Here is a 22,962-nt window from a genome sequence, read left to right on the forward strand (position 1 = left end):
AATATGAGCTAAAGTTTTTTATAAAAACTATGAATAGACTTTTTAATTTCGCAAGCGTATTGCTTGCTACTGCTTGCTGCTCATTGAGTTTTGCAAACAGCTCCGATGACTTTTTTACCTATGCCAAAAACAAGGTGAATCAGGCTGTTTCTAGTAACCAAGAGTGGGATGGCCCAATTCATGGCCCCAAAATTGTTCATGAAAAGCACATCATCTTTGTCGCATCGGATCTCAGAAATGGAGGCGTTTATGGCGTAGCAAAAGGCATGTCCGAAGCGATCTCTAACCTCGATTGGCATTTGAAGTTTATCGATGGACTTGGCTCTGAAGTCAGGCAAGGTGCGTCAATTCGCAAAGCGATTGGGTTCTCTCCCGATGCCATCATTCTTGGGGGCATTGATGCACAGCGTCATAAAGAAGTTTTAAAGCTTGCAGAAAGCTTAGGAATTGTAGTGATAGGTTGGCACGCTACCGAGCTGGCCGGAGGCAATCCTGATATTGGCTTGTATATGAACATTACAACCGACCCACTGGCTGTTGCTGAAGTCGCTGCATTACTGGCCATCGTCAACTCCGGTGGCAAAGCAAAAACATTGGTATTCACCGACCCCAACTACAAAATCGCGACCATCAAAGCCAATACGATGGTAGACACCATTAAACGCTGTAATAGTTGCGAAGTATTAGAACTAAAACCTCTACCATTGGATAAAATCGCCGAAGAAATGCCAAGAACCTTGGAGCAATTGTGGGCAAGTTACGGTAATGACATTACCCATATCTTGGCGATAAACGATCTGTATATCGACTATGCAATCCCGTCTTTGGAGTCCAATCAAGAGCAACATCAGGTCGTGCCTCAAAACATTTCTGCTGGCGATGGCAGTGAAGCCGCCTACAAGCGTATCGACAGTAACAAGTTTCAACTCGCCACCGTTCCTGAGCCTTTGTATTTACAAGGTTGGCAAATCATCGACGAGTTAAATCGAGCTTTCAATAATCAGCCCCCTAGTGGTTACTCGGCACCTGTCCACTTAGTGACACCTGATAATGTGGCCGACCTCGTTAGCCAGAAAGGGACTGGCATTTATGACCCACAAAATGGCTACCGCCAAGCCTATTTGAACATTTGGAAGCCAGAATGAAACTGAATCAAATAAGCATTACACAGCGTCTTCTGATGACCAATTTGCTATCGCTATTGATCGTTAGTTTGGCGGTGTTGTTGGTCATCCGCTCGATGTTTTACGTAGAATCCACTCTGAAAACAGAGACTTCAACTCACATGTCTGAGCTCATCGTCAATTCTGAGATCAGCCGACGAGTCTTTGCGCTAACCTCTCGCGTAAAGCTACTCGAACAAACATTTCTTTTCAGTGAAACTACGCTCTCAGAAGAAGCGTTCAACATAGATTTGCAACTTCAACGTCTACGGGACTTATCAACTAACCAAGTTTTTTCGTCGAAGATCGATTCATTTATTGATAATTTCCATCGATTTTTAGGCAGTTCTCTTGCATTAAACCGAATTCTTAAACAAACGCGAATCATTGATAATAAGCTAGCCGATCAAATCGACGAATTAGAGTTTACGATTGCCGATAGTAAGCTCGCGCGTCTAAGTAACTCAAATAAAGCGCCTCATAACGATGAGCTAGACTTATTCAACATGCTAAGAGAGGCATTCCTTACTTCAGGAAAACTGGTCAGTAATATCCATAGTCGTATCACGCCAGAAACCGAAAAGGTACTGCTGATTGAAGTTGAAAAAGAGCTCGATATTTTCTTGTTACACCTTGAAAACGTAGACATTGATTCCGAAGCCGTTGTCATACAAAAAAATAACATAAAACGCACCGTCAAACGCTATAACGCCGCCTTACGACGAATTAGAGCCAACCTAGATCAACGATGGTTAGTCATGGATTCACTCGTGACAGCGCAAGCTGAGCTATTGGAAATGGTCGAGGAAACCGAGTCCCGCGTTCAGTCTCAAGCCTTGGAATTAACCCAGCAATTGGAGCAAGAAATAGGTAAATCAAGAGCGAACGCCTTTGCGATCAGTATTTCAGCGTTTTTGCTCTCGTTTTTGATGATCAACTTAGTTGTAAAGCGCCATATTCGACGACCACTGGATGATTTAAGAAATGGTTTTGACCGCTTGGAGTCTGACGGTATCAAAACTCCGATTGACCTCGGTCGGAGCGATGACTGGTCTCATTTGGAAAATGCCTATAACAATATGGCTTCGCGCTTATCTGAAGCTTACTTAGAACTCAATGAGGAGAAGAAGAATTTCGATTTCTTAGCTCACCATGATCCTCTCACAGGGCTCGCAAACCGACTGCTTGCCACCAAAAGCTTAAATGAAAAGATAAGGCATTCCACGAAAGAAGGGTCTTCTTTCTTACTATTTTATCTGGATATCGATGAGTTCAAAACCATCAACGATTCACTAGGCCATGCCTCAGGCGACAACCTATTGGTCAACATATCGCAAATACTCAGACAACTGCTCGGAAGCTCTGGTTTCGTCGCTAGAATGGGTGGTGATGAGTTTATGATTTTCATGTCTGGCATCGATTTAGAGGAAGGCCAACGTCTTGCAGAGCGGATAAATAAAGCCCTGAGAAAGCCTTATTACATTGATAATAACTCTATCTTTGTCTCGGCAAGTATTGGTGTGTGTGAATTCCCACTGCACGGTAAAGATGGAGAAACATTAATCCGAAATGCCGATACTGCAATGTATCAAGCAAAGCGCAATGGACGAGATCAGTACCGAGTGTATGCCGATAAGATGACCCATGAAGTGACCGATTTGATCGAAACTAACATGGGGCTTCACCAGGCAATGGCTAACGAAGAGTTAGTCGTTTTCTTCCAGCCAAAAGTAAACCTAGACACGAAAAAAACCGTTGGAGCAGAAGCCTTAATTCGTTGGCAACACCCAAAACTGGGTTTATTGCCACCCGCTGAATTCCTTGAGGTTGCAGAAAAGACCGACCTAATTATTGACATCGATAAGTGGGTATTTAGAAAAGTCGCCACCTTGATCACTGATTGGCAGCAAGCTGGTATTGATCTCCAAGGCGTGGTCTTTTCGGTCAATTTTTCAGCTCGAATGTTCTACATGATGGATTTGGCCGAGCAACTCCAAACGATTTTGGATCAAACACACTGTCAGCCAAGTCAGATAATGCTCGAAATTACGGAACGCGACATGATGCGCGATTTTGAAACCTGCGTCAGAACAATCGAAACCCTGCATGCTAAAGGCTACAAAATTGCCATTGATGACTTCGGGACGGGTTATTCGTCACTGTCGGTATTGAAGAACTTATCAACAGATTGCATCAAGTTAGACCGAAGCTTCATTCAAGAGGTTAACTCTTCAAAAGTTGACTATGAAATCACCAATGCAGTACTGAAACTGGCACAAATCCTTGATTTCACGGTTATTGCTGAGGGCGTGGAAACGGTAAACCATGTGGACACGCTTCGTCAAATTGGCTGCCAGTACGCACAGGGCTATTTCTTTGCCAAACCCTTACCTGTTGAAAGTTGGATCAATTACTTATCAGACGACAAGCAACGCGCAATCAACCCTAACGATATACAGACCAATTACATTATTTAGCACTCGCGGCGATCCAAGCCTGATAAGAACGTCACTTATCAGGCTTCGCTTATACAAACGTCGAGCAATATTTGAATAAGATGTCACGCCTGTTAAGCAGGAAGGTCGGTTGTCGGGTGTGATTTTAAAAGATTAATCAAAGGGAGGAATAAAGGCTGAGGCAAGGAATCCCATTCAAACCATTGCCATTGTTTACACTTATTTGGCTCAGTAACACTGGCTTCCCCACTCTCGCACTCAGCAACCACGAATAGCGTGATGTAGTGTTTTCCTTCCTGATTGAAAATGTCGTTAGTGAAAGTAAACTTTCTGACGTTGCTGATCTCTAGGCCGGTTTCTTCTAAGGTTTCTCGCTGAGCGCACTCTTCAATGCTTTCTCCAACTTCGAGGTGTCCGCCAGGCGTCGCCCATGTATTCGCGCCATGAGAACCGATCCGTTCACCCAGTAATACGCGATTGCCTCTCACTATTATCACGCCAACCCCGACACGAACTTCGTTGATCATCCTAATTATCCTATTACATTCAATAATTTAGAATAGGAGTCTAAAAGAAACTCGCCGTGAACACGATATCTATATTCGGACACATCACACATTTTATAAAAGTTTGAGTGCGTTTTATGCTTTGGTCTCAGCTTCCCATTCCGTTAGCAACTTCATGACATGCTCTGATAGGTCATGGGTCGCTTTCGGCCATTGCAATGATGTTTCACCACGTTCAAAAGCGTCCCGCACCGCTCGTACTTGATAAAAGAACGCGTCTCCGTCCGCTGCTATACGGATGCGTTCGCTATCAGATTCGTAGATTTCGACTTCTAGTTCATTGCTTTCAGCAGGAAGCCAAGGGTTCGTGTTAAATGTTAAGCGCCCTTTTGAACCTAGTATCGTAAAGCCATGCTTAAGCCCGTAGGTTTCCGCAGTATGAAGCTGCGCATTCACCTTCTTAGAGAAGCAAAATGACGCACTAGACTCACATATGTTGCCATCATTTCCTCTTGTGCCGAAAGCTGAGACCTCAAAGTCCATCAGCTCTTCCTGAGTAAGTGACTCGCTCAACACTAAATACGCCAACGACATCGGGTAGCAACCCAAGTTGTACAGTGCCCCCTTACTATCGGGATTAACAAACTGCGCGATATCCGCCACATATGACGCCTGAATATTCTTAATCTCGCCAATCTTCCCTGAACGCAGCACCGCTAATGCCTGCTCGATAACTGGATGACAGAGATACATCAGCCCTTCTGCAAAAAACACATCGTGCTTGTTGACAGCTTCTAATGACAGCTTGGTTTTTTCCATATCAATAGACAATGACTTTTCACAAAGAATGGCCTTCCCCGCTTCTGCAGCCTTCAGAATATATTCATGATGCAGGTGATTAGGCAGCGCAATGTAGACCATGTCGACGTCAGGATCTTGGATAAGCGCGTGGTAATCTGAATAAGTCTTTCGAGGGTTATGTTTGAGCGCAAAAGCACGCAAGTTCTTTTCCGAACGACCACTTACAGCATACAACTGACTGCCTTTGTCTCCTTTGATGGCTTCTGCCATCACATCTGAAATAAAGCTCGTTCCTATGATGGCCCAGTTCATTTGTCCACTCCTTCCGTTATTGCTAATGGGTAAGACTCATTCGCCCAGTTGAGCGAAGTTATCCCTTTAGCAAAGAATGCTTGCGTATGTGCAGACTCAAAATGCGCTTGAAACGCTGCCGCATCTTTGTAGATTTCCCAAAGCTTAATCTTACGTGGGTTTTCAGTATCTTGATGTGCGATGGCTAATAGACAGCCCTCTTCACTGTTCATATCGATACAGAACTGCTGTATTTCGAGCAACCCATCCTCTAGCGTTACGTTATCTTTAATTTGAATCTCTGCGGTTACAGAAAGTCTACTTTGCTGATTTCTCATCTATCGCCGTCTATGAATCACTTATGGAAAGCACCAATATAATTATCACCTAACATTAGATAAACTAGGCTTTAATTCATTCTTAATAAACTATGAGTTGTTAATGGACAAACTGAAAAGCATGCAGGTTTTTATCTATGTCGCGGAAAATGGCAGCTTTCGTAGTGCAGCCAATCATTTTGATCTATCTGCTACCATGATTGGCAAACACATTCAGTTTTTAGAAACGTCACTAGAAACACGTTTATTAAATAGAACGACCCGCAAGCAATCATTAACTGAAAGTGGCCGAGTTTATCTTGCAGAATGTAAGCGGATTATTAGCGACATATCGCTGGCTGAAAATCGTATCCAAACGCTTGAAAATACGCCGATGGGAACGATAAAGATAAACTGCCCAGTGACACTTGGCAGTGAATGGTTGGCGCCGCTGATCGCTAAATTCTTACAAAGCTATCCTCAGTTAGACATAGAAATGACGGTCGACAATTCAATTATCGACCCATTATCGTCTGACGCTGACATCCTGATTAGAATTGGCGAACTGCATGACTCTGCTTTGATCGCGCGAAAGCTAGGTGAATACAGAGTTCAGTTTTGCGCTTCGCCAAGTTACCTCGCGAATAGCCACTCGGTGAATAATTTAGAAGATTTGAAGCACCATGCATGCCTTGGGTTTGTATTTAGCCAAGGGCAAACAATGCAAAGCCTCAAGCTCGACACCGATGCCTTCAATAGAAATAAAACTCGATTGGCGTCCAATAACGGACATGTATTGAAAGCCGCGGCTTTGGAAGGCGCTGGGATCATTCTTCAGCCACAAATGCTAGTGGAAAAAGAACTCCAACAGGGCCACCTGGTTACGATTTTAAAAGAGTTTGAGCCGCAACCTAAGCCTATCTATCTGCTCTTTAGAAGCCGCGCCCTTTCGCTTAAAACTCGGACGCTTGTCGACTATCTGGTTGAGAATATTTCCGGCTAAGCCGCCAAGTAACGGCTCTAGTCGAGAACTTTTATCTCAATAGCAAAAATACCGTGCACTGGGATCATTTCTTTGTATTCATGAAAACTATAAAGTAGATCGATGCCTTCATCTATCGTTTCACACAACGTAGATAGCACTTCCATTCCTTCGCCTAACAACAACGCTTTTGGATCTGTGTATTGCCTTACTGCCACGACTTCAGCCGTGAGTGCGTTTGGATCGATCACGTCTAGCCCTATAAAGGGAGGACCAGAAATGACTTGGAATGAAATTCTATCTCCAACTGCCAGCTCATCATATCGAATCGCTTCGTAGCTGTTGTTGGTTCTGATCTCAACTTTCTTTGAACCCGCACGAATCGCTTCAAGTGGGCCGCGGTATATTTCTAGAGGGTGAACATTCATGATGTGTCATTATCGTTAATCTGGGGTTGAAGCCGCTAGTATGACAAGAGTTACTTCCACCGAGCAATAGAATCAATCAAAACTGTTGGCTACCAATGAAAACCAACAAAAAATGCCACTTCAATAAGAAAGTGGCATTTCAAAATTAACCTAATGTTATGTGCTCGATTACAGATTATTCGCTCTTGAAGGCAAAAACACTTCGCCTAGCATGCATCGCACTGAACCACCGCCGATGTCTTCAATGGTTTTCACATTGAACGGAAGCAACTTACCATGCGTCGACAATTGCGTACGTTGAGCTGGAGAAAACGCATCATAAGCAGACTGCGACATGGCGATCACCTTGTCACCATTCACCGTCTCCAATTGCAGAATGTTGCCACAGAAACGATTCATCTGATCCAGTGAAATAGAAATAACCTGCTTATCTTTTGCCAACGCTTTCACTACGAAACGTCGTTCAAATTCAGGGATCACTTCATCGCATATCACGCAGAAATTTTCACCAATCGCCATCATCACATTGGTATGATAAATCGGAGAGCCTGAAGGCAGAGCCGTTTGAAAAGAGACCACACGTGAGTAGCCGATTTGCTTCGCGTAATCTTCTAATACTTCACGATCACAGCGCTGAGATAACGCCGCATAAATCGTTTTGTTAACGTGGTCGATAACCATGACACCAGTACTCTCAAGGTAAGAACCTTGAGACAAGTAATTTTCTAGAGATGCTGTTTGCTCAACAATACGACCTGATTCTTCAAGTGCACCGATTAGAGCGTCCGGTTTCACCTCATGTTGGCGGTTCTCACACGCCATTGGAAAGGTGTAAAAGCTGCCATCAGCGCAGGTGCTAAACCAGTTATTCGGGAACACAGCATCAGGCGTTGATACGTCAGATTCTGGATAATCAAACTCTACAACTTGCACACCTTCTTTGCGCAAAGATTTCACCATCGCCTTAAATTCAGACATGGTTTGCTCTTTTACTTGCTCTTGAGTCAAATTCACTTGGTTTTGAAATTCATTATCGCGCGCGGTTTCTTCGTTGTAACGAAACTCTTTCGGCGGCACCATAACTACGCAATTTGCGTTTTGAACACTAGAAGTATGCAGTGGTTTCTTATGTAGGTTTAACATCTCATTACTTTCCCTATCACGTTACTGTTGAGGATTGTAAACAAGTTGTTACACGAAATTTCACTGAATTAGAGAGAAATTCACCGCTCACACCATCGACTTTTACTGAGCAAAGCATCATTTGCCGTAAAAATTACTGCGCTAGAAGATTAGTCTGCTTTTACCCGATCAAATACGAAAAATATCTCGCAAATTCAAGACATTTCAACTTATGTAACTGGTTACATTTCATCCCATTTAGCGTTACGATTATGTGTGTCCGACTTAGACTGCCATTTATCTTATCGTGGCCTACTACCATCTATTTAATCACTGCCTGACGCTTACTCAGGTTCATCACTATTATTCATAAAACAACGAATCGTATTTTCATCTTAGAAATACATAATAAAAACAATATAAAGGCTGTAAAACTCTGATCATATTAGAGTTTATTAAGGAAAATCTATGTATAAGAAATTTGAAAGCTTCACCGAAGCTTTTCCAAAAGAAGAGCCAATACAACCTCCTAACGGCATATTGGCGTTTTGCCGGCATTACACAAAAGGCTTTGAAAAACCTCTGATCGTTCTCGCGATCTTGAGCATGACCATTGCGATCATTGAAGTATCACTGTTTGGCTTCATGGGACAGCTTGTCGATTGGCTATCGACCAGTAATCCTGAAACGTTTTTTGAAGACAACAAATCTACGTTAATTGGGCTCAGCGTCCTTTTGCTAGTGATCATGCCTATCATGATTGCCGGCTACTCTTTGCTGATCCATCAGACACTGCTGGGCAACTACCCGATGTCTATTCGTTGGTTGGCTCACCGATACTTGCTAAAGCAAAGCTTATCTTTCTACCAAGATGACTTTGCAGGTCGAGTGGCAACCAAAGTCATGCAGACCTCACTCGCTGTCCGTGAAACCGTGATGAAAATGGTAGATGTTTTCATCTACGTTTGTGTCTACTTTACGGCAATTTTGTTTATGCTTGCACAAGCAGACTGGCGCTTAATGGCACCGATGCTTATCTGGCTATTTGCCTATATCGCTATTCAGTTGTACTACGTCCCGAAGCTAAAAGACGTTTCGTCAGAACAAGCCGACGCGCGTTCATTAATGACTGGCCGAATCGTAGACAGCTACACCAACATTGCGACCGTTAAGCTGTTCTCACACAGTAAGCGTGAAACGGAATACGCAGAAGAAGGGATGGAAGGCTTCCTAGATACGGTTCATCGCCAAATGCGTTTAGTGACAGGCTTTAATATCTGGGTGGAACTTGCCAACTACATCCTCGTATTCAGTATCGCGGCCATCTCTATTTCCCTTTGGATGGACAGCGCTATCAGCGTTGGTGCAATTGCGATCGCGATCAGCTTAGCCTTGCGTATTAACGGCATGTCTAAGTGGATCATGTGGGAAATTGGTGGTCTGTTCGAAAACATGGGTACGGTTATCGATGGTATGAAAACGCTGTCTAAGCCTATTGATATCGAAGACAAGCCCCAAGCTAAACCGCTAGCGGTATCTCACGGTGGTATTACATTTGATAACGTCACGTTTAACTATAGTGAAAACAAAGGCGTCATCAACAACTTAAACCTAAATATCAAACCAGGTGAAAAAGTTGGATTGGTCGGGCGCTCTGGTGCCGGTAAATCCACCTTAGTGAATTTGCTACTGCGTTTCCACGATGTGGAAGGTGGGGAAATCCGTATCGATGACCAAGTGATTTCTGACGTAACACAAGATTCACTACGTAGTAATATTGGTATGGTGACTCAAGACACGTCACTGCTTCACCGTTCCATCAAAGACAACATTCTTTATGGTAACCCTGAAGCCAGTGATGAGAGGCTTTACGCTGCGACAAAGCAAGCCCATGCGCATGAGTTTATCGAAACCCTCACCGACCCATTTGGTAACGTAGGCTACGATGCTCAAGTTGGTGAGAGAGGGGTTAAACTGTCGGGTGGGCAACGTCAGCGTATCGCGATTTCTCGCGTGCTACTCAAAGATGCGCCACTTCTAGTATTGGATGAAGCCACTTCCGCTCTAGATTCTGAAGTCGAAGCGGCGATTCAAGAAAGCTTAATTGAGCTGATGGAAGGCAAAACCGTAATTGCGATTGCTCACCGATTGTCTACAATTGCAGCAATGGACCGATTAATCGTTCTCGATAAAGGCAACATTGTTGAACAAGGTAGCCATCAAGAATTGATCGATCAGCAAGGTATTTATGCTCAGCTTTGGGCACATCAAACCGGTGGTTTCATCGGCGATGAGCTAGAGCAAGAAAAGTCAGCATAGTAACCTTTATAGTGTAGTTTTCGACTAACATCACACAAATTGTTGGATATATCACCAGTTACACCAACAGACTGTTATACGATAATGGTATATTAGCCAACAGAACCAAGACGCCTCGCTTGCGCGTTCTGGAATAAGGCTAGACTTCGGGGGGAAGCTAGCCTTTCTTTTATCTTCCCCCTCTTCCTTCCCATTTGTTTTTTTCTTAAAATCTCGCCCAATTACTTACATTGAGATCAATCATGAACAAAAGCTTAATCACTAATGTTATCGCTTTGGCGTTACTGGCAGTGGGTTACTCAACTCAAAACGACTTTGCCCTTTATGCTGGCTTATTCGCATTCTCTGGCGCTATTACAAACTGGCTCGCGATTCATATGCTATTCGAGAAAGTGCCGGGCCTTTATGGCTCAGGTGTCATCCCAGCACGATTTGAGGAGTTCAAAGCAGCGATCAAACGTTTAATGATGGAGCAATTCTTCACTGAAAGTAATATTGACCGCTTCCTGAACCAAGAAATGGCAGGCGCGCAATCACTGAACCTAGAGCCCGTCATCAATAAAATCGACTTAAACCCAACATTTGACTCTTTGGTCGACGTTATCGCGAACTCTTCATTTGGTGGCATGCTCGCTATGCTTGGCGGCACTGAAGCCCTTCAACCATTGAAAGCGCCTTTCGTTGAAAAAATGCAAGAATCCATTGTCGAGATTAGCCAAAGCGATTCTGTAAAAGAAGCCATCAAAGAACAGCTAGAGTCTCCAGCAATGATGGATGAAATCAAAGAGAACATCGAAGCGATCATTGACCAACGTTTGAATGAACTCACGCCTCAACTGGTCAAAGAAATGGTTCAACAAATGATCAAGCAACACCTAGGCTGGCTGGTAGTCTGGGGGGGTGTCTTTGGTGGTATCATCGGCGTAATTTCAGCGGCAATTACTCTGTAATCTCCAAACATCAATAAAAAAGGGAAGCAATGAGCTTCCCTTTTTTAATGCCCAGTCACTTAGCTCAAAGTCGCCAAAAGCTCGGCATTCACGCCAAAACCAGATTTATGCTCTTCTATCACCACTTCGCTTCGAGTCTGAATAACACCTGGTAAAGTACCTAGCTTACTCGACATAAACTCTTGGTAAGCTTTCATATCTTTCACTCGTACTTTTATCATAGTGTCGAAATCACCGGATAAGGAATAGCACTCTTCAATTTCAGGCATCAATTCAACGGCATCGGCAAACTTCTCAAAAATCGAGAAGCTTGTTTGGTCCAAACGAATATGAATAAACACCTGAACATCTAAGCCTAATTTTTCAGCACACAGCTCAGCATGATAACCGCGAATATAACCTTCCTTTTCTAAACGCTTTAAACGGTCTGAACAAGGGGAGGTCGTAAGGTTCACTTGCTTAGCCAGTTCAACCACAGGTAACCGACCTTTCGCGTGTAAGATCCTTAATATGTCTTTATCAATGCGGTCTAACTGGTTATTCGTCATAGATATTCTTCGTTAGTCTCTGATTTCATTATTATATTCTATAAATAAATGTTAGCTAAAATTTTTCAGTCACAAATTAACAAATACCACGATTTTTTAACCTACTCCACCACCCACCACTTGAGCTTTTAAAGAAACTAATGAATAAGTAGGCAACCTGAAGTTTCCGCAAGACTAGCTACATTATGAATAAAGATCACACAAATCACTTTATACAATAAACATAACACATATAAGCATTTATAAGAGTAGATAGCACGACAAATAAGTTATAAAGATGTGAGCTAAGTGTTAATAAACGAACACATTTTTGACCTGCTGAACAAATAACTTGAGCTAATTAGAAAAGTATCATTTAGCTGTTCGGTGAATAATGGAATCACTTACGGGGAAGGAGATCACAACATGATGACACAACAAATTGCTTATAAACCATTTGGTATCGGTTCATGGACACACGCCACTGTCTCTAAAGATGTTGCACATGCACTAGCGAAAGAATATGAACGCTATGGCTGGCCTGTCATGATTGATGGCTACGAATTAAAATCGGATTCCCTAGCAGCATAAAACCTCAAATCAAAGTCGATCCGAGGTTTACGAACAGAATAAGAATGGGAGTGCCTGAGTTACGCCACCGCGTGGTGCTCCAGCCCTTTCTCTTCGGCTTTACAGTTACAGGTTCGACAAAAGTGCTGGCATTCCATGTCGTAGTAGTGCTTACCACTTACGAACTTGCTTACTAATTGCTGCATGACCGACAACCGACCAGAGAAGTCTTCAGGCTCAATTTCACACCGTTTCATAATCGACTTATGTAACGTTGTCTTTTTACATGCTTTGCAATATAAATCTGGCATACCTTTGTCCCATTAGGTCGTTGACGTTATTGATAATTGACACATAATGTTCAACCCAGTTCCACAAATCATTCAACCTTTTCAAAAAGTGAGCGCCAAGTTCAAAAAACACACAGTTTGTTCGTCACTTTTTAGACATCAAACATCTGTTTGATCCCAAAAAATCTCCTTACCTCATGGATTAACGGTCGCTGTCTTCTTCAAATAGTAACGATAGTAACCAATCAAATTGCTGCTAATAAACAAGACTTCCATCAACACTGCCGTAGGAGAGCCAATCAAATAATTGTGCAGTAGCCAAAAACTTGTGCCGACAATCATTAATTCCCTTAAACGCTTATCTTCTTTATTAAACGCAGCAACGGTCTGAAACAGCGATCCCAAACAACTAATAACGCTCACGAGTCCACTAAACGTCACCGCGGTAGCCAAGATAGAGCCACCACAAAACAGCCATTTCAATTTAGGAGACGTCGAGAAAATGCTGATCAGATAACGAGTGGTCGCAATAACCATCAGGCTTGCTGCTGTCCATTGCTCTAATAGAATGAAATGACTTGAAATAAGAACGCCTGCAGCAAATAAGCATGCCACGATCTTTTTGCGCTCTTTGAACTGGAAGGACATCAGATCAAACAGGATAGCAATCCCAACTAACACTTGGGAAAGGAAAAACACAGACATAATAAATCCCAGCCCATCACTTTATAAATAGATGGGTGTAATAGAAATTATGAACCGACCTTAAAGTGTTACTAAGTAAAATGCGAGCGCAAATGTCTAAGATTCAACGCGACAGATGATTCAATTACTCAAGTCACATTGAGCGATATACTTTGCAAGAGTGTGGGTGGCTGAAAATGCTGGGCTGATCGGCAGGCTCAAATTGAGCTTCTCTATTTCGACCGCCGAGAGTGAGTATTTCGCTTCGTAATCAGACCACGCCAGTGCCAAGACTTGTTCCACCACACTATTCTCTTTCAAAAGCTCAGCAAACTGCTGGGGAGAGTAACCTTTCTCTTCAGCAATGAAATGTTGTCTACTTTGCAGATCTGGAGCTTGCGTTAAATTTAAGTAGAAACGCGCCACATCAACCACGTGTACATATTGATTGTAACCGGTACTCGGTAAAGCAACGTCTATTCTTGATTCACTCTTTTCAGCAAGAATGCGTTTCAACTGACAATTCTCACCGCCGTAAATCAGGCTTGGACAATAGACCACATGCCAACGTTGAGCTAATGCACGTTGAACGCTCTCCACATCTAATTGAACCATCTCTAAAGGGTTAAACGTGAAGATTTTTAGATCCTCTTTGGACGCATGCCCAAACAACCACACTCCTGAGGTATGCACTTTGATAGCACGCTCATTCGCAAACAAATTGAGATCAGACATTAAGGCTTGTTCGAGCCGGCATATTTCCTCTGGGCTATGTTTACTCCAATGAGGACGAGCACAGTTAATCACGATGTCAAAGCAGCCGTGCAGATGCACACAGTTCGATGTCACGCGGCCTTTGCGATTTTCTCCCTCAGTGTGCATCCGCTGAAAAGTCGATACATCGTGGTCAGTATTAAGAAACAACTCTGTGACGTGTTTACCTAGATAACCATTTGCTCCAGCAATTAAGACTTTCATAATGGATTAGCCTGTGTTCGTAAGTTGAGGTAACACTAAACGGATAGATCGAGAAAATAGTGGTACGCACCAAGTTCCTTTTTGTACCCTAAAGATTCATACAGCTTTTGAGCATTTAGATTGTCTTCCGCTGTTTCTAGAGCCAACCCTTTCACTTCGCCTTCCACCGCAAGCTTCTTAGCAGCCCCCATTAGCTGTGTTGCCACGCCTTGCTTTCGCGCGGTATCAGCTACGTATAGGTCGTTCAAAATCCACGTTCTAGCGGCGGATACGGAAGAAAAACTAGGGTATAACTGAGTAAAACCTAAGGCCTCGCCATTGCTCCCTACTGCCAAGAAAATCACCGATTCTTGGTTTTCCAATCGCGCTTGAATGAAACCTCGAGCGATATTTAAATCACTGGCTTGACCATAAAACACTCGATAAGAGTCAAAGAGGGGGGCGACCAAATCCAATTCATTGAGCGTCGCTTTGATTATTTCCATTTCACTGATCCATTTATTACTTTGGCTAAAAGAGCGTCGTCAGGTTCCTCCCTGATCCACAAAAATTAAGCGCTCAGTGTCAAAACCACGCTCTTTTGCCATTTTTAGAAACATATCGATAACCGCTGGTTCTACTGATGGGTTACGAGCTAACAGCCAAAGATAATCAGTGTTGGGTCCAGATACAAAAGCGTATTCATAGTTTTCGTACTCCAACGCAAAAACAACATAAGAACCATAAAAAGGACCAAAAAAAGAGACTTTCAGGTAGCCTTCTGAATCACTATTCACAAAATAAGCCTTGCCTTCCGCTTCCCTCCACTCATTTTGTGAAGCTGAAAAACCACGGTTCAATACGCTGACACTTCCGTCACCTCGCAGCGCATACTCCGCCGTCACTTGGCTTAACCCGTCTTCAAAAGAATGGTCTAAACGAGCGATTTCATACCACTTCCCTACATAGTTCTGAATCTCAAAGTTAGGCACTGGCCTGACCGATTCAGGCATCCCCAAACATCCGCTTAGCATCAACACTGATACAATGATCAGCAGCTTGTTTTTGAACGGTTGGAATATACCCAATGACCGAGTCAAAACCATCGATAACGTCTTCATATTCATTTAATCCCTCGCACGCAATGGTGCTTTTGTGATTCGTTGGTTTCTACTACGACGTATCACCCCAAATAGTTCATCGAACTAGCCTAAATAATTGATCTACTCTGTAAATTCAACCTAGGTTCAATCATAGAGCACTCTATGAGTCAGCACCGTCTATTTTTCAAGTGACATGGAGTTGGTGTTTACACTGTAAATGGCGCACCTAAAAACGCTTCCGCACACCTCTAGCTAAGCACTCTTTAAAGCAACTAAGTAAAAATAAAGCCGACATAGGTCGGCTTTATGGGAGTTGAGAAAGCGGCTAGTTTTACACTTTAAACTGTAATGTATGGGCGTTTAGCTCTTCAGCCGACTGCGCGACCTCATGACTTGCTCCTGCAAGTTGCTCTGCACTGGCCGACGTTTGCACCGACATTTCGCTGATTGTCGTGATACTGCTGCTCACCGTATCAGTGACTTTCGCTTGCTCTTCAGCCGCTGTCGATACCTGTTCCATCTTCGAATTAATTTGGTTAATCGAATTCAAGATTTCGACGAAGTTCTGTTTGGTTGTTTCTGAAAGCTCTGCGGTGACTTGAACTTGTTCTTCACAGCGCGTCATATTCTCGCTCGCAGAATTCGCAGCCTGCTGCACCGAAGAGATCATATTTTGAATCTCTGATGCAGAAGCTTGGCTTCTTTGCGCTAATGTACGAACTTCATCCGCCACGACCGCAAAACCGCGCCCGGCTTCGCCCGCTCTTGCGGCTTCAATCGCCGCATTCAAAGCCAGCAAATTAGTTTGCTCCGCAATTTCTTGTATCACAACCAGTACATGACCAATTTCATTGCTCTTCATCTGGAGCATTTTCATATCATCGTTGGTGGCAGAAACATTTTTTACTAGGCTACCTAATGCACTGCTGCCTTGATTCAAGGACTCCTGACCCGATGTGCTCTTTTCATAAGCGTATCGAGAGGTTTGCGCGACATCTGTGGTGCTTCTAGCGACCTCTTGAATCGAGACGGTCATTTGTTCGATGGCCGACGCAACAGATTCAGTTTCACGATGTTGAGTCGTCACCGCATGAGTCGTTTGTTCGCTAGCAACCGAGGTTTCTTCCGCTGTAGAGGCTAAACTTTGGCTGGCTTCGAGCAGGTGAGCGATTAATTGCTTGAGGTTATCTGACATTTCTCTTAACGACCCATACAGGCTGTCAGCAGAGGCATTGCTGTCGAACTTATACGTTAGATCCCCTTTGGCAACTTGCTGAGCTAAGAGCATCATATCCCTTGGCTCTCCCCCAAGTGGTTTTTTGATAATCTTCGCTAAATAGATTGCAAGCGCCACAGTGACTAACAACGTGGCAATCATCAAATAGGTAATGTTATTGCGAATTTGATAGACAGAAGCAAACGCTTCGCTTTGATCTATTTCCGCCACTAACGCCCAGCGAATACCGCCAATATCCAATGGCGAATAAGACGACAAGACTTGGTTACCGTTGTAATCCGTGATGATACTGGAGCCACTTTGTCCGGCTAATGCTTCGATTGTCGCTTGTGTTTTCACTCCGTTATTTTCAACGTTGCCAGCAAATGATGCGGCAACAGAGTGATCGACCGGGCTTAAGAACGAATCAGAGCGCATTCTAAAATCAGAACCCACTAAGTAAGACTCACCGCTATCTCCCATGCCTTCCCTAAGCTGCATCACGGCGTTAATCGCCTCGAGTGACAGCTGTAATGCCACCACCATTACCACTTCTTGCTGCTCATTCAGGATAGGTTTTGCAATGAAGGCGGCAGGGTCATTATTGGATGGGGCATAAGGTTCAAAATCAACAATTTGATATTGCTTATTCGCAATCACTTCACGAACCAATTTGCCCAAGTTGCTGGATGCGTAAACCCCATCGACCAAGTTCGTTTGATAGTCCGCTTCTTTAGTGACGGTATAAAACGCTTCGCCTTTAGGGTCTATCAAAAAGAGGTCGTAATAACCGTAGTTTTCGATGTATTTACTGTACAGCTCGACCCCTTGATCATCTTTAGGTACAAAGGATTCAATCACGTCTTTTTCAGACAAGATGCCCCACTGATGGGAATCATCTAACTCAATTGGCTGCCAAACCGATAGCACTAAATTGCCGTTATAATCGGTAATAATGCTAGAGCTAGCTCCCGCTGAAAAGACCCGCTCAGCCGCTTCTGTCTCGACTCGGGTGTTGTTTTTGAATGAGGCAACCACCGAGTGTCCAACAGGATCTAAACGTGAATCCGAACGCATCAGTTTATCGCTACCGATCAGGTAAGTTTCCCCGGTTTTCCCCATCCCCTGTGTTTGACCTGTGATGCTGTTCACTTTATCAATCGGAAACTGGAGGGCAGCATAGCCAAGAATGTGTTGCTGCTGATCGGTAATCGGAGTAACAAAAAAACCAGCCGGTACATTTTTGGAGTAGTGGTACAAGGTAAAATCCCCAAAATGTATTTTGGCCTGATCACTAGATTGTTTCGCGCGAGAAAAAGCGCGTTCAAGACCCGTTCCACGAATGTTCTGTGAATTTACGTTTTTGCCCAGATCGTTTTCACGTGTTGTGGTGTAAACAATATCGCCATCAAGGTTAATTAAAAAAGCATCGTACCAGCCGAATTGCTGTTGGAATCTGTCTACTTCAGCGGCGTAGTTATCCGAAACGGAAGCCCACTGACGCCCCTTTACCTGATCACCCTGCGCTTTAAACGCACGATCAAACTCTTGCATCACCATTCTGGTGGAATAAGAGTCCGCAAATAAGCGCAGCCCAGACTTAAGCTGCTTAATATATTCTCTGACTTGATTCGCTTGAGACTGGTTAATCGCTTCTAGTTTTCGAAACCCTTCGAGCTGAAGTGTATTAGCAACATCAACCAGTACCTCCATGTCGGCTTCTCGCTCAGCAAAAAACGAATTAATTTGTGAGGATTTGATACTTCGAACCGTATCGAGTTGATCATATGATCGTTCAGTTAATGCAGATTGAGTCAAAAGAACTGCATTCCCTCCCAGAATCAACGCCGGTACCACACCTATAAATACAAGGGCTCCAATAATCAAACGCGAAAGTTTGATACGTCCTAACCACTGGTTCATAACTATCCTTATTCTTTATGTCACTCTTCGATGGCGTGATATTGAATAGCACTTATTCATTGTATTTTTGCAACCCCAAAAACCAATAACCCAACCAAATCAATCGTACCATCGACGGATAAATTGCAGACCAAGAGGACAACGAATTAGGAAGCATAACAAGCGGCAGACACCTTTTGTAACACCTTAGAGGTAAGGGAATGTAAAGCCATATTTACAACGACTTAGATTAAAGTTAGCGCTTAGTGAGTTTTATATCATCAGAATCAGGTTGGAATTTGTTAGTTGCAGATAAGACAAATCCCCCATAGACGGGGGATTCGTGGTGCTTATCATTTAGCTAAAGTGGTGGTTACGCTTTGCAGTAAACTCGAGCTTCACGAGGAGTGTAAATTCCAAAAGTAAGCGTTGCTAAAAGACCATTTACAAATGTCTCTTGCACCTCCACTTTTGCGACTTTGTCAGCGCTGCCACACACGGAAACCGTATCGATTTCTTTCGACTGCGCTAAGCCGTTAATAAAGAAATGATGTGAAGTTTCCACTTCTGGCTCACTCGATTGTGGGTTCATTACAAATGTTTGTTGAGCACAACCCGTCACCGCTACCGATAATGCAGCAAGTAAAATCAATTTTTTCATGTTATCTCCAGAAATGTCGTTTAACTAGAACGTTAGTACCTTCAAATTTAAAGAGGTACCCCCGCCTTTCATTGCCGACTATCTTTCCAGAACTTAATTGTATTTACTGTATGCCTTTGTCATTCAAATCATTACAAAGTGGGAAAGTCATGGTAAATACCGCTCCCTGCAGTATTTCGCTGTGTCCAACCGTAACCGCTGCCTCATGTTGGTCGCAGATCTTCTGAACGATTGATAGCCCTAAACCATGCCCGCTTTTGGCTTTATTACGGGCTTTATTGCCCACATAAAACGGTTCAAACAAATGCGCTTGATGAGCATCTTCAACGCCCTCCCCATCATCGTGAATGCCAATAACCAGCTTTTGATGGTCAATCACCACCGCTACCAGCACTTGGCTTTTCGCATACTTAAAAGCATTTCGCATTAGGTTATCCAGAGCGCGCGTCAGCAGTTTTTGATCCACGTAGAGCAGGCCTTCTCCCAGCTCTTCAGCATCCGGTAATTGCAAACGAAGTGCTAGGAATGTTTCTTTACCCCAACGCTTTATCGTTTTGGGGAAGTAATCGTCCAAGCATAGTGGGGCCTTGTTCAACGCCAAACGGCTATTATCCAACTTGGCGTAGTAAAGCAGTTCATCAACCATCTGCTCCATTTCTTCGGTGTCTTCAACAATGCTTTCAACCGTTTGACGTTGTTCACTCGTCAATTCGGTGTCTTTCAAAAGCTCCGCTTGCCACTGAATACGAAACACAGGAGTTCTCAGCTCGTGGGCCACCGCATTTGTTAAAGAGCGATTACTCTCGATAAGATGAAATATTCGCTCTGCCATGACATTAAATGATTGATTCAGCGTACCTATCGAGCGGCCTGACGAGGTTTCTGCTCGCGCCGACAAATCGCCTTCAGCAAACTTCAATGTGGTTTGCTCTAGCTTTTTCACTCTTCTAAAAATAATAAATAAGTGGCCAACGCCGTAGACTAAGAAGCTTGAAATAAAGAATGCCCAAACGAGATTGTTTTCCAGTTCAACCTTCTCTCGCACAAACGTTTTGTCATCTTCTGTGTATAAATAAATATGATCGTTTTGCGATAAACGGAACCATAGCTGGCGATCGTCATCGTGGAAAATGGGAACATCGGGTTGAGACAAAAAGTACTCACGAACCACTAACGGCGTGTCATCGATATTCTCAAATATAGTTAGTGTGCTTTGTGCTGTTTCCGCGTATTTGTGCAAGGCTTGGTGCGCAGCCTCTAAGCCCTGATTCAGCGCAATAGTATCCACTAAATCCCGATAGGCAGTCGCTTCATAATCTTCCAATACGAATTCATAATCCGTATTGAGTTGGTAGACGGTAATCTCATATAGAAACAGGCTTGCGATAAAGCACCCTAGCAAGCCAAAGATAGATTCCAAATAAATACGTCGCATATCGTTCTCTTATATTCACGCCGTATATTAGGCGTATTTAGTTCCAAGCCGTGGACACAAATAGATAGCCTTTACCTCTGATCGTTTGTACCTTTCCTGCTGGGGATTGGTCGTCACCAAGCAGCTTGCGTAATCGAACGACTTTGTTATCAACGGTCCTATCGATGCCATCGTATTCGATACCGCGCAGAGCTTGAGTCAAAAAGTCTCGAGACAAGGGGCTATCTGGGTGGCTGGCTAAAAGCCAAAGTAGATCAAATTCACTATCCGTTAATGGAAGCACTTGCCCTGCTAACTCACATTTCTTGTATCGATTTTTTAGCACCAAACGCCCAAAGGTAAGTAGTTCATCATCCTGAGCCGGCGTATCTTGTGGCTCCTGACGCCTTAGTAAAGATCGAACTCGGGCGAGTAATACGCGTGGTTTGATGGGTTTAGTAACAAAGTCGTCGGCCCCTGTTTCAAGGCCAGCCACGTGATCAAAATCATCGTCACTCGCCGTCAACATCAAGATCTTACCGCGATATGAAGATCGCGTCTGTCGACAAATTGTCAGGCCGTCCATTACAGGGAGCATCAAATCAAGCAATACAATGTCGGGTTGCTGTTCAATCATAGTGTGAGCCGCTTCCTCACCATCATCTAATACCGTCACTTCAAAACCCTGAGTAATAAAGTAGTCTTTCAACATTTTTTGAAGCTTTATATCGTCTTCAACGATGAGCATTTTATGTTGCGTCATGCGGTTTTTACCTTGTAGATAAGCATTTCATCTTTGCGTTTTCAGTCAATGGTCGGTGAGATAACCAAGCCACCTTAGATGCAAAAATCAGTATTCAGAAATAGGATCTTCTCATGGAATGAAAGGGTTACGTTATTCGTAACTGTATCGATAATGACATTGTCAGATAATATTTTAGCATCACCACTGCCTATCATTACATTCCCATACATCAACAAGACAGTAAATTACATTTCAAAACTCTAAGATTCTTCCATCACAATGATGGGGAATCACATGAAATATTATCGCACTCTCTTACTAGCCACTCCGTTACTTCTATTGGCTGGATGCAATTCATCTTCAAATGACAGCAAATCAGAAGCAGCAGCAACCTCGAAACCGTTGGCAGACCATAAGTTTACCGATACTGAACGCGATGAACTGCTAGACGAACGTCAACAGATCCTCGAATCGATGCGCTTAGTTTACCAAGGTCAAACTTACGACCAAGTTAGCTTTGCCGAGTCTTTTGGAGAACAAATGACTTTAGTAAAGCTGTCGACGAATAACGGCAGCCATAGTTTGGATTTGCTGTTGCAAAATGGGCGCGAAACAGAACCTTGCGTTATTTACCAAAACCAAACCAATTTCGCGACGTTTCGATGTGATACCGCCACTCGTTCAATCGGTAACGACACTACGCTCATTGATTCAGTCACTCACGTTCAAAACGAAGCCGTCCGTATCGAGTATTACTCTGAGGCCGAAGAATACCTGGGCAGCGTGGGCTCCACCGTTTTAACGCCGGCTCAATCTGGTAATCAAATGACGATCACTACCTCATTTGCGTTTAATGAGTTCTATCGTGACATTTTTGGCAATGATGGCAGCACCGAGCGAATCAATTCAACACTAGGCGCAACCACTTACTTACAGCTTAACGAGATTGTTCAAAACTTCTCTGGCAGCTCAATGACGATGGCTTTTAACAATCACATTGGCGGAAGTGCTGACGATGACATCAATATGTACACTGGGCTTTTGATTCATAACCAAGAAATGACCACGGTGGTTAATGCGACTGGCTCTGTATTTTCAGGTGGTACCGACTTATTCGCCGCTGGTAAGTTACGTATATTGAATACTGCCGATGCCAGTCAGCCGATTGAAGCCAGTCAACAAGTAGGCGTGCACAGTTGGGGGCAAGGTGATAAAACCGCTAAAGACTTCCCATATACCGACAAAAGCCATAGAAAGCAGGCCACTTACTTTAATACTGTTATGGGTGACAAAGGGATTGATTTTTACTTATTCACTCTCGATTCAGCGCCTGCAAATGGCGAGCACTGGGTGACAAAATCAGATTCAGACAAGTACATTTTTATAAATGAAATTAATTAGTTACCGACTATAACCATTATTCTTACCCACGACTTGACAATGAATAACGAAGTACTTACCGCCAATTTTGGTAAGTACTTCAGCACTTTTAAGTATTCTGAACTAGGCTTCAAACACCCCGCCTCCCCCAGAAAACCTGTAGCACGACATCGTTTTA

22 protein-coding genes are annotated in these 22,962 nt (G+C 43.5%); 7 read left to right on the top strand and 15 right to left on the bottom strand.

The window, feature by feature from the left end; genetic code table 11:
* The first annotated feature begins 29 nt into the window (after nucleotides 1-29).
* Nucleotides 30-1,145, top strand: a complete 1,116-nt coding sequence (locus tag ACHUFI_RS01705) for a substrate-binding domain-containing protein (protein WP_394246460.1) — start codon at nucleotides 30-32, stop codon at nucleotides 1,143-1,145.
* A complete protein-coding gene (locus ACHUFI_RS01710) occupies nucleotides 1,142-3,640 on the top strand; it encodes a putative bifunctional diguanylate cyclase/phosphodiesterase (RefSeq protein ID WP_394246462.1) in 2,499 nt (832 codons plus the stop codon). The genes ACHUFI_RS01705 and ACHUFI_RS01710 overlap by 4 nt, the downstream gene beginning before the upstream one ends.
* Nucleotides 3,641-3,732: 92 nt before the next feature.
* On the opposite strand, the gene ACHUFI_RS01715 is transcribed toward ACHUFI_RS01710, so the two are convergent.
* The 3 genes from ACHUFI_RS01715 to ACHUFI_RS01725 all read right to left on the bottom strand — a co-directional run bounded on the left by ACHUFI_RS01715 (nucleotide 3,733) and on the right by ACHUFI_RS01725 (nucleotide 5,555).
* Nucleotides 3,733-4,146, bottom strand: a complete 414-nt coding sequence (locus ACHUFI_RS01715) for a nucleotide triphosphate diphosphatase NUDT15 (RefSeq protein WP_394246463.1) — start codon at nucleotides 4,144-4,146, stop codon at nucleotides 3,733-3,735.
* 114 nt (nucleotides 4,147-4,260) lie between these two features.
* A complete protein-coding gene (locus ACHUFI_RS01720) occupies nucleotides 4,261-5,238 on the bottom strand; it encodes a Gfo/Idh/MocA family protein (RefSeq protein ID WP_394246464.1) in 978 nt (325 codons plus the stop codon).
* Nucleotides 5,235-5,555, bottom strand: coding sequence for a putative quinol monooxygenase (locus tag ACHUFI_RS01725; protein WP_394246466.1), 321 nt, complete (start codon nucleotides 5,553-5,555; stop codon nucleotides 5,235-5,237). The genes ACHUFI_RS01720 and ACHUFI_RS01725 overlap by 4 nt, the downstream gene beginning before the upstream one ends.
* A gap of 103 nt (nucleotides 5,556-5,658) precedes the next feature.
* Between ACHUFI_RS01725 and ACHUFI_RS01730 the strand changes: the two genes are divergently transcribed.
* Nucleotides 5,659-6,537 carry a LysR family transcriptional regulator gene (locus ACHUFI_RS01730; protein ID WP_394246468.1) on the top strand — a complete coding sequence of 293 codons (879 nt, stop codon included), beginning with the start codon at nucleotides 5,659-5,661 and terminating at the stop codon, nucleotides 6,535-6,537.
* Between the two features lie 17 nt (nucleotides 6,538-6,554).
* Here ACHUFI_RS01730 and ACHUFI_RS01735 read toward each other — a convergent pair whose 3' ends face one another.
* Together ACHUFI_RS01735 and ACHUFI_RS01740 are read right to left on the bottom strand one after the other, a co-directional pair.
* Nucleotides 6,555-6,944: an ASCH domain-containing protein gene (locus ACHUFI_RS01735; protein ID WP_394246469.1), complete on the bottom strand. Its 390-nt coding sequence runs from the start codon at nucleotides 6,942-6,944 to the stop codon at nucleotides 6,555-6,557.
* 168 nt (nucleotides 6,945-7,112) lie between these two features.
* Nucleotides 7,113-8,087 (bottom strand): arginine deiminase-related protein, encoded by a 975-nt coding sequence (locus ACHUFI_RS01740; protein ID WP_394246470.1) that lies wholly within the window; start codon nucleotides 8,085-8,087, stop codon nucleotides 7,113-7,115.
* A 447-nt stretch (nucleotides 8,088-8,534) separates the two neighbouring features.
* On the opposite strand from ACHUFI_RS01740, the gene ACHUFI_RS01745 reads away from it, so the two are divergent.
* Together ACHUFI_RS01745 and ACHUFI_RS01750 are read left to right on the top strand one after the other, a co-directional pair.
* The gene (locus ACHUFI_RS01745; RefSeq protein WP_394246471.1) at nucleotides 8,535-10,385 is read left to right on the top strand and encodes an ABC transporter ATP-binding protein; all 1,851 of its coding nucleotides are present in this window, start codon (nucleotides 8,535-8,537) and stop codon (nucleotides 10,383-10,385) included.
* A 242-nt stretch (nucleotides 10,386-10,627) separates the two neighbouring features.
* Nucleotides 10,628-11,335: a DUF445 family protein gene (locus ACHUFI_RS01750; RefSeq protein WP_394246472.1), complete on the top strand. Its 708-nt coding sequence runs from the start codon at nucleotides 10,628-10,630 to the stop codon at nucleotides 11,333-11,335.
* Nucleotides 11,336-11,394: 59 nt separating this feature from the next.
* Here ACHUFI_RS01750 and ACHUFI_RS01755 read toward each other — a convergent pair whose 3' ends face one another.
* A complete protein-coding gene (locus ACHUFI_RS01755; RefSeq protein WP_394246473.1) occupies nucleotides 11,395-11,883 on the bottom strand; it encodes an Lrp/AsnC family transcriptional regulator in 489 nt (162 codons plus the stop codon).
* Between the two features lie 405 nt (nucleotides 11,884-12,288).
* On the opposite strand from ACHUFI_RS01755, the gene ACHUFI_RS01760 reads away from it, so the two are divergent.
* Nucleotides 12,289-12,453: a hypothetical protein gene (locus ACHUFI_RS01760; protein WP_394246474.1), complete on the top strand. Its 165-nt coding sequence runs from the start codon at nucleotides 12,289-12,291 to the stop codon at nucleotides 12,451-12,453.
* Nucleotides 12,454-12,512: 59 nt separating this feature from the next.
* Here the strand turns inward: ACHUFI_RS01760 and ACHUFI_RS01765 are convergent, their stop codons facing one another.
* From ACHUFI_RS01765 to ACHUFI_RS01805, 9 genes are all read right to left on the bottom strand, one after another.
* Entirely contained in the window at nucleotides 12,513-12,743 is a 231-nt protein-coding gene (locus ACHUFI_RS01765; RefSeq protein WP_394246476.1) for a hypothetical protein, read from the bottom strand.
* A gap of 174 nt (nucleotides 12,744-12,917) precedes the next feature.
* Nucleotides 12,918-13,427 (bottom strand): YgjV family protein, encoded by a 510-nt coding sequence (locus ACHUFI_RS01770; protein WP_394246477.1) that lies wholly within the window; start codon nucleotides 13,425-13,427, stop codon nucleotides 12,918-12,920.
* Between the two features lie 120 nt (nucleotides 13,428-13,547).
* Nucleotides 13,548-14,384, bottom strand: a complete 837-nt coding sequence (locus ACHUFI_RS01775; protein WP_394246479.1) for an NAD-dependent epimerase/dehydratase family protein — start codon at nucleotides 14,382-14,384, stop codon at nucleotides 13,548-13,550.
* 35 nt (nucleotides 14,385-14,419) lie between these two features.
* Complete coding sequence (locus tag ACHUFI_RS01780; RefSeq protein ID WP_394246481.1) at nucleotides 14,420-14,869, bottom strand: GNAT family N-acetyltransferase; 450 nt, start codon at nucleotides 14,867-14,869, stop codon at nucleotides 14,420-14,422.
* A 39-nt stretch (nucleotides 14,870-14,908) separates the two neighbouring features.
* Nucleotides 14,909-15,397: a lipocalin family protein gene (locus ACHUFI_RS01785; protein ID WP_394246949.1), complete on the bottom strand. Its 489-nt coding sequence runs from the start codon at nucleotides 15,395-15,397 to the stop codon at nucleotides 14,909-14,911.
* Between the two features lie 400 nt (nucleotides 15,398-15,797).
* Nucleotides 15,798-18,605, bottom strand: coding sequence for a methyl-accepting chemotaxis protein (locus ACHUFI_RS01790; RefSeq protein WP_394246483.1), 2,808 nt, complete (start codon nucleotides 18,603-18,605; stop codon nucleotides 15,798-15,800).
* A 352-nt stretch (nucleotides 18,606-18,957) separates the two neighbouring features.
* The gene (locus ACHUFI_RS01795; protein WP_394246484.1) at nucleotides 18,958-19,245 is read right to left on the bottom strand and encodes a Bor family protein; all 288 of its coding nucleotides are present in this window, start codon (nucleotides 19,243-19,245) and stop codon (nucleotides 18,958-18,960) included.
* A 103-nt stretch (nucleotides 19,246-19,348) separates the two neighbouring features.
* Nucleotides 19,349-20,680, bottom strand: a complete 1,332-nt coding sequence (locus ACHUFI_RS01800; RefSeq protein ID WP_394246485.1) for an ATP-binding protein — start codon at nucleotides 20,678-20,680, stop codon at nucleotides 19,349-19,351.
* A gap of 37 nt (nucleotides 20,681-20,717) precedes the next feature.
* Entirely contained in the window at nucleotides 20,718-21,422 is a 705-nt protein-coding gene (locus tag ACHUFI_RS01805) for a response regulator (RefSeq protein WP_394246487.1), read from the bottom strand.
* A gap of 276 nt (nucleotides 21,423-21,698) precedes the next feature.
* On the opposite strand from ACHUFI_RS01805, the gene ACHUFI_RS01810 reads away from it, so the two are divergent.
* On the top strand, nucleotides 21,699-22,805 hold the full coding sequence (locus tag ACHUFI_RS01810; RefSeq protein WP_394246488.1) for an alpha/beta hydrolase: 1,107 nt from the start codon (nucleotides 21,699-21,701) through the stop codon (nucleotides 22,803-22,805).
* Nucleotides 22,806-22,962 lie beyond the last annotated feature (157 nt).

It is taken from the genome of Vibrio profundi (assembly GCF_043642225.1).
Taxonomy (GTDB): Bacteria; Pseudomonadota; Gammaproteobacteria; order Enterobacterales; family Vibrionaceae; genus Vibrio; species Vibrio profundi_A.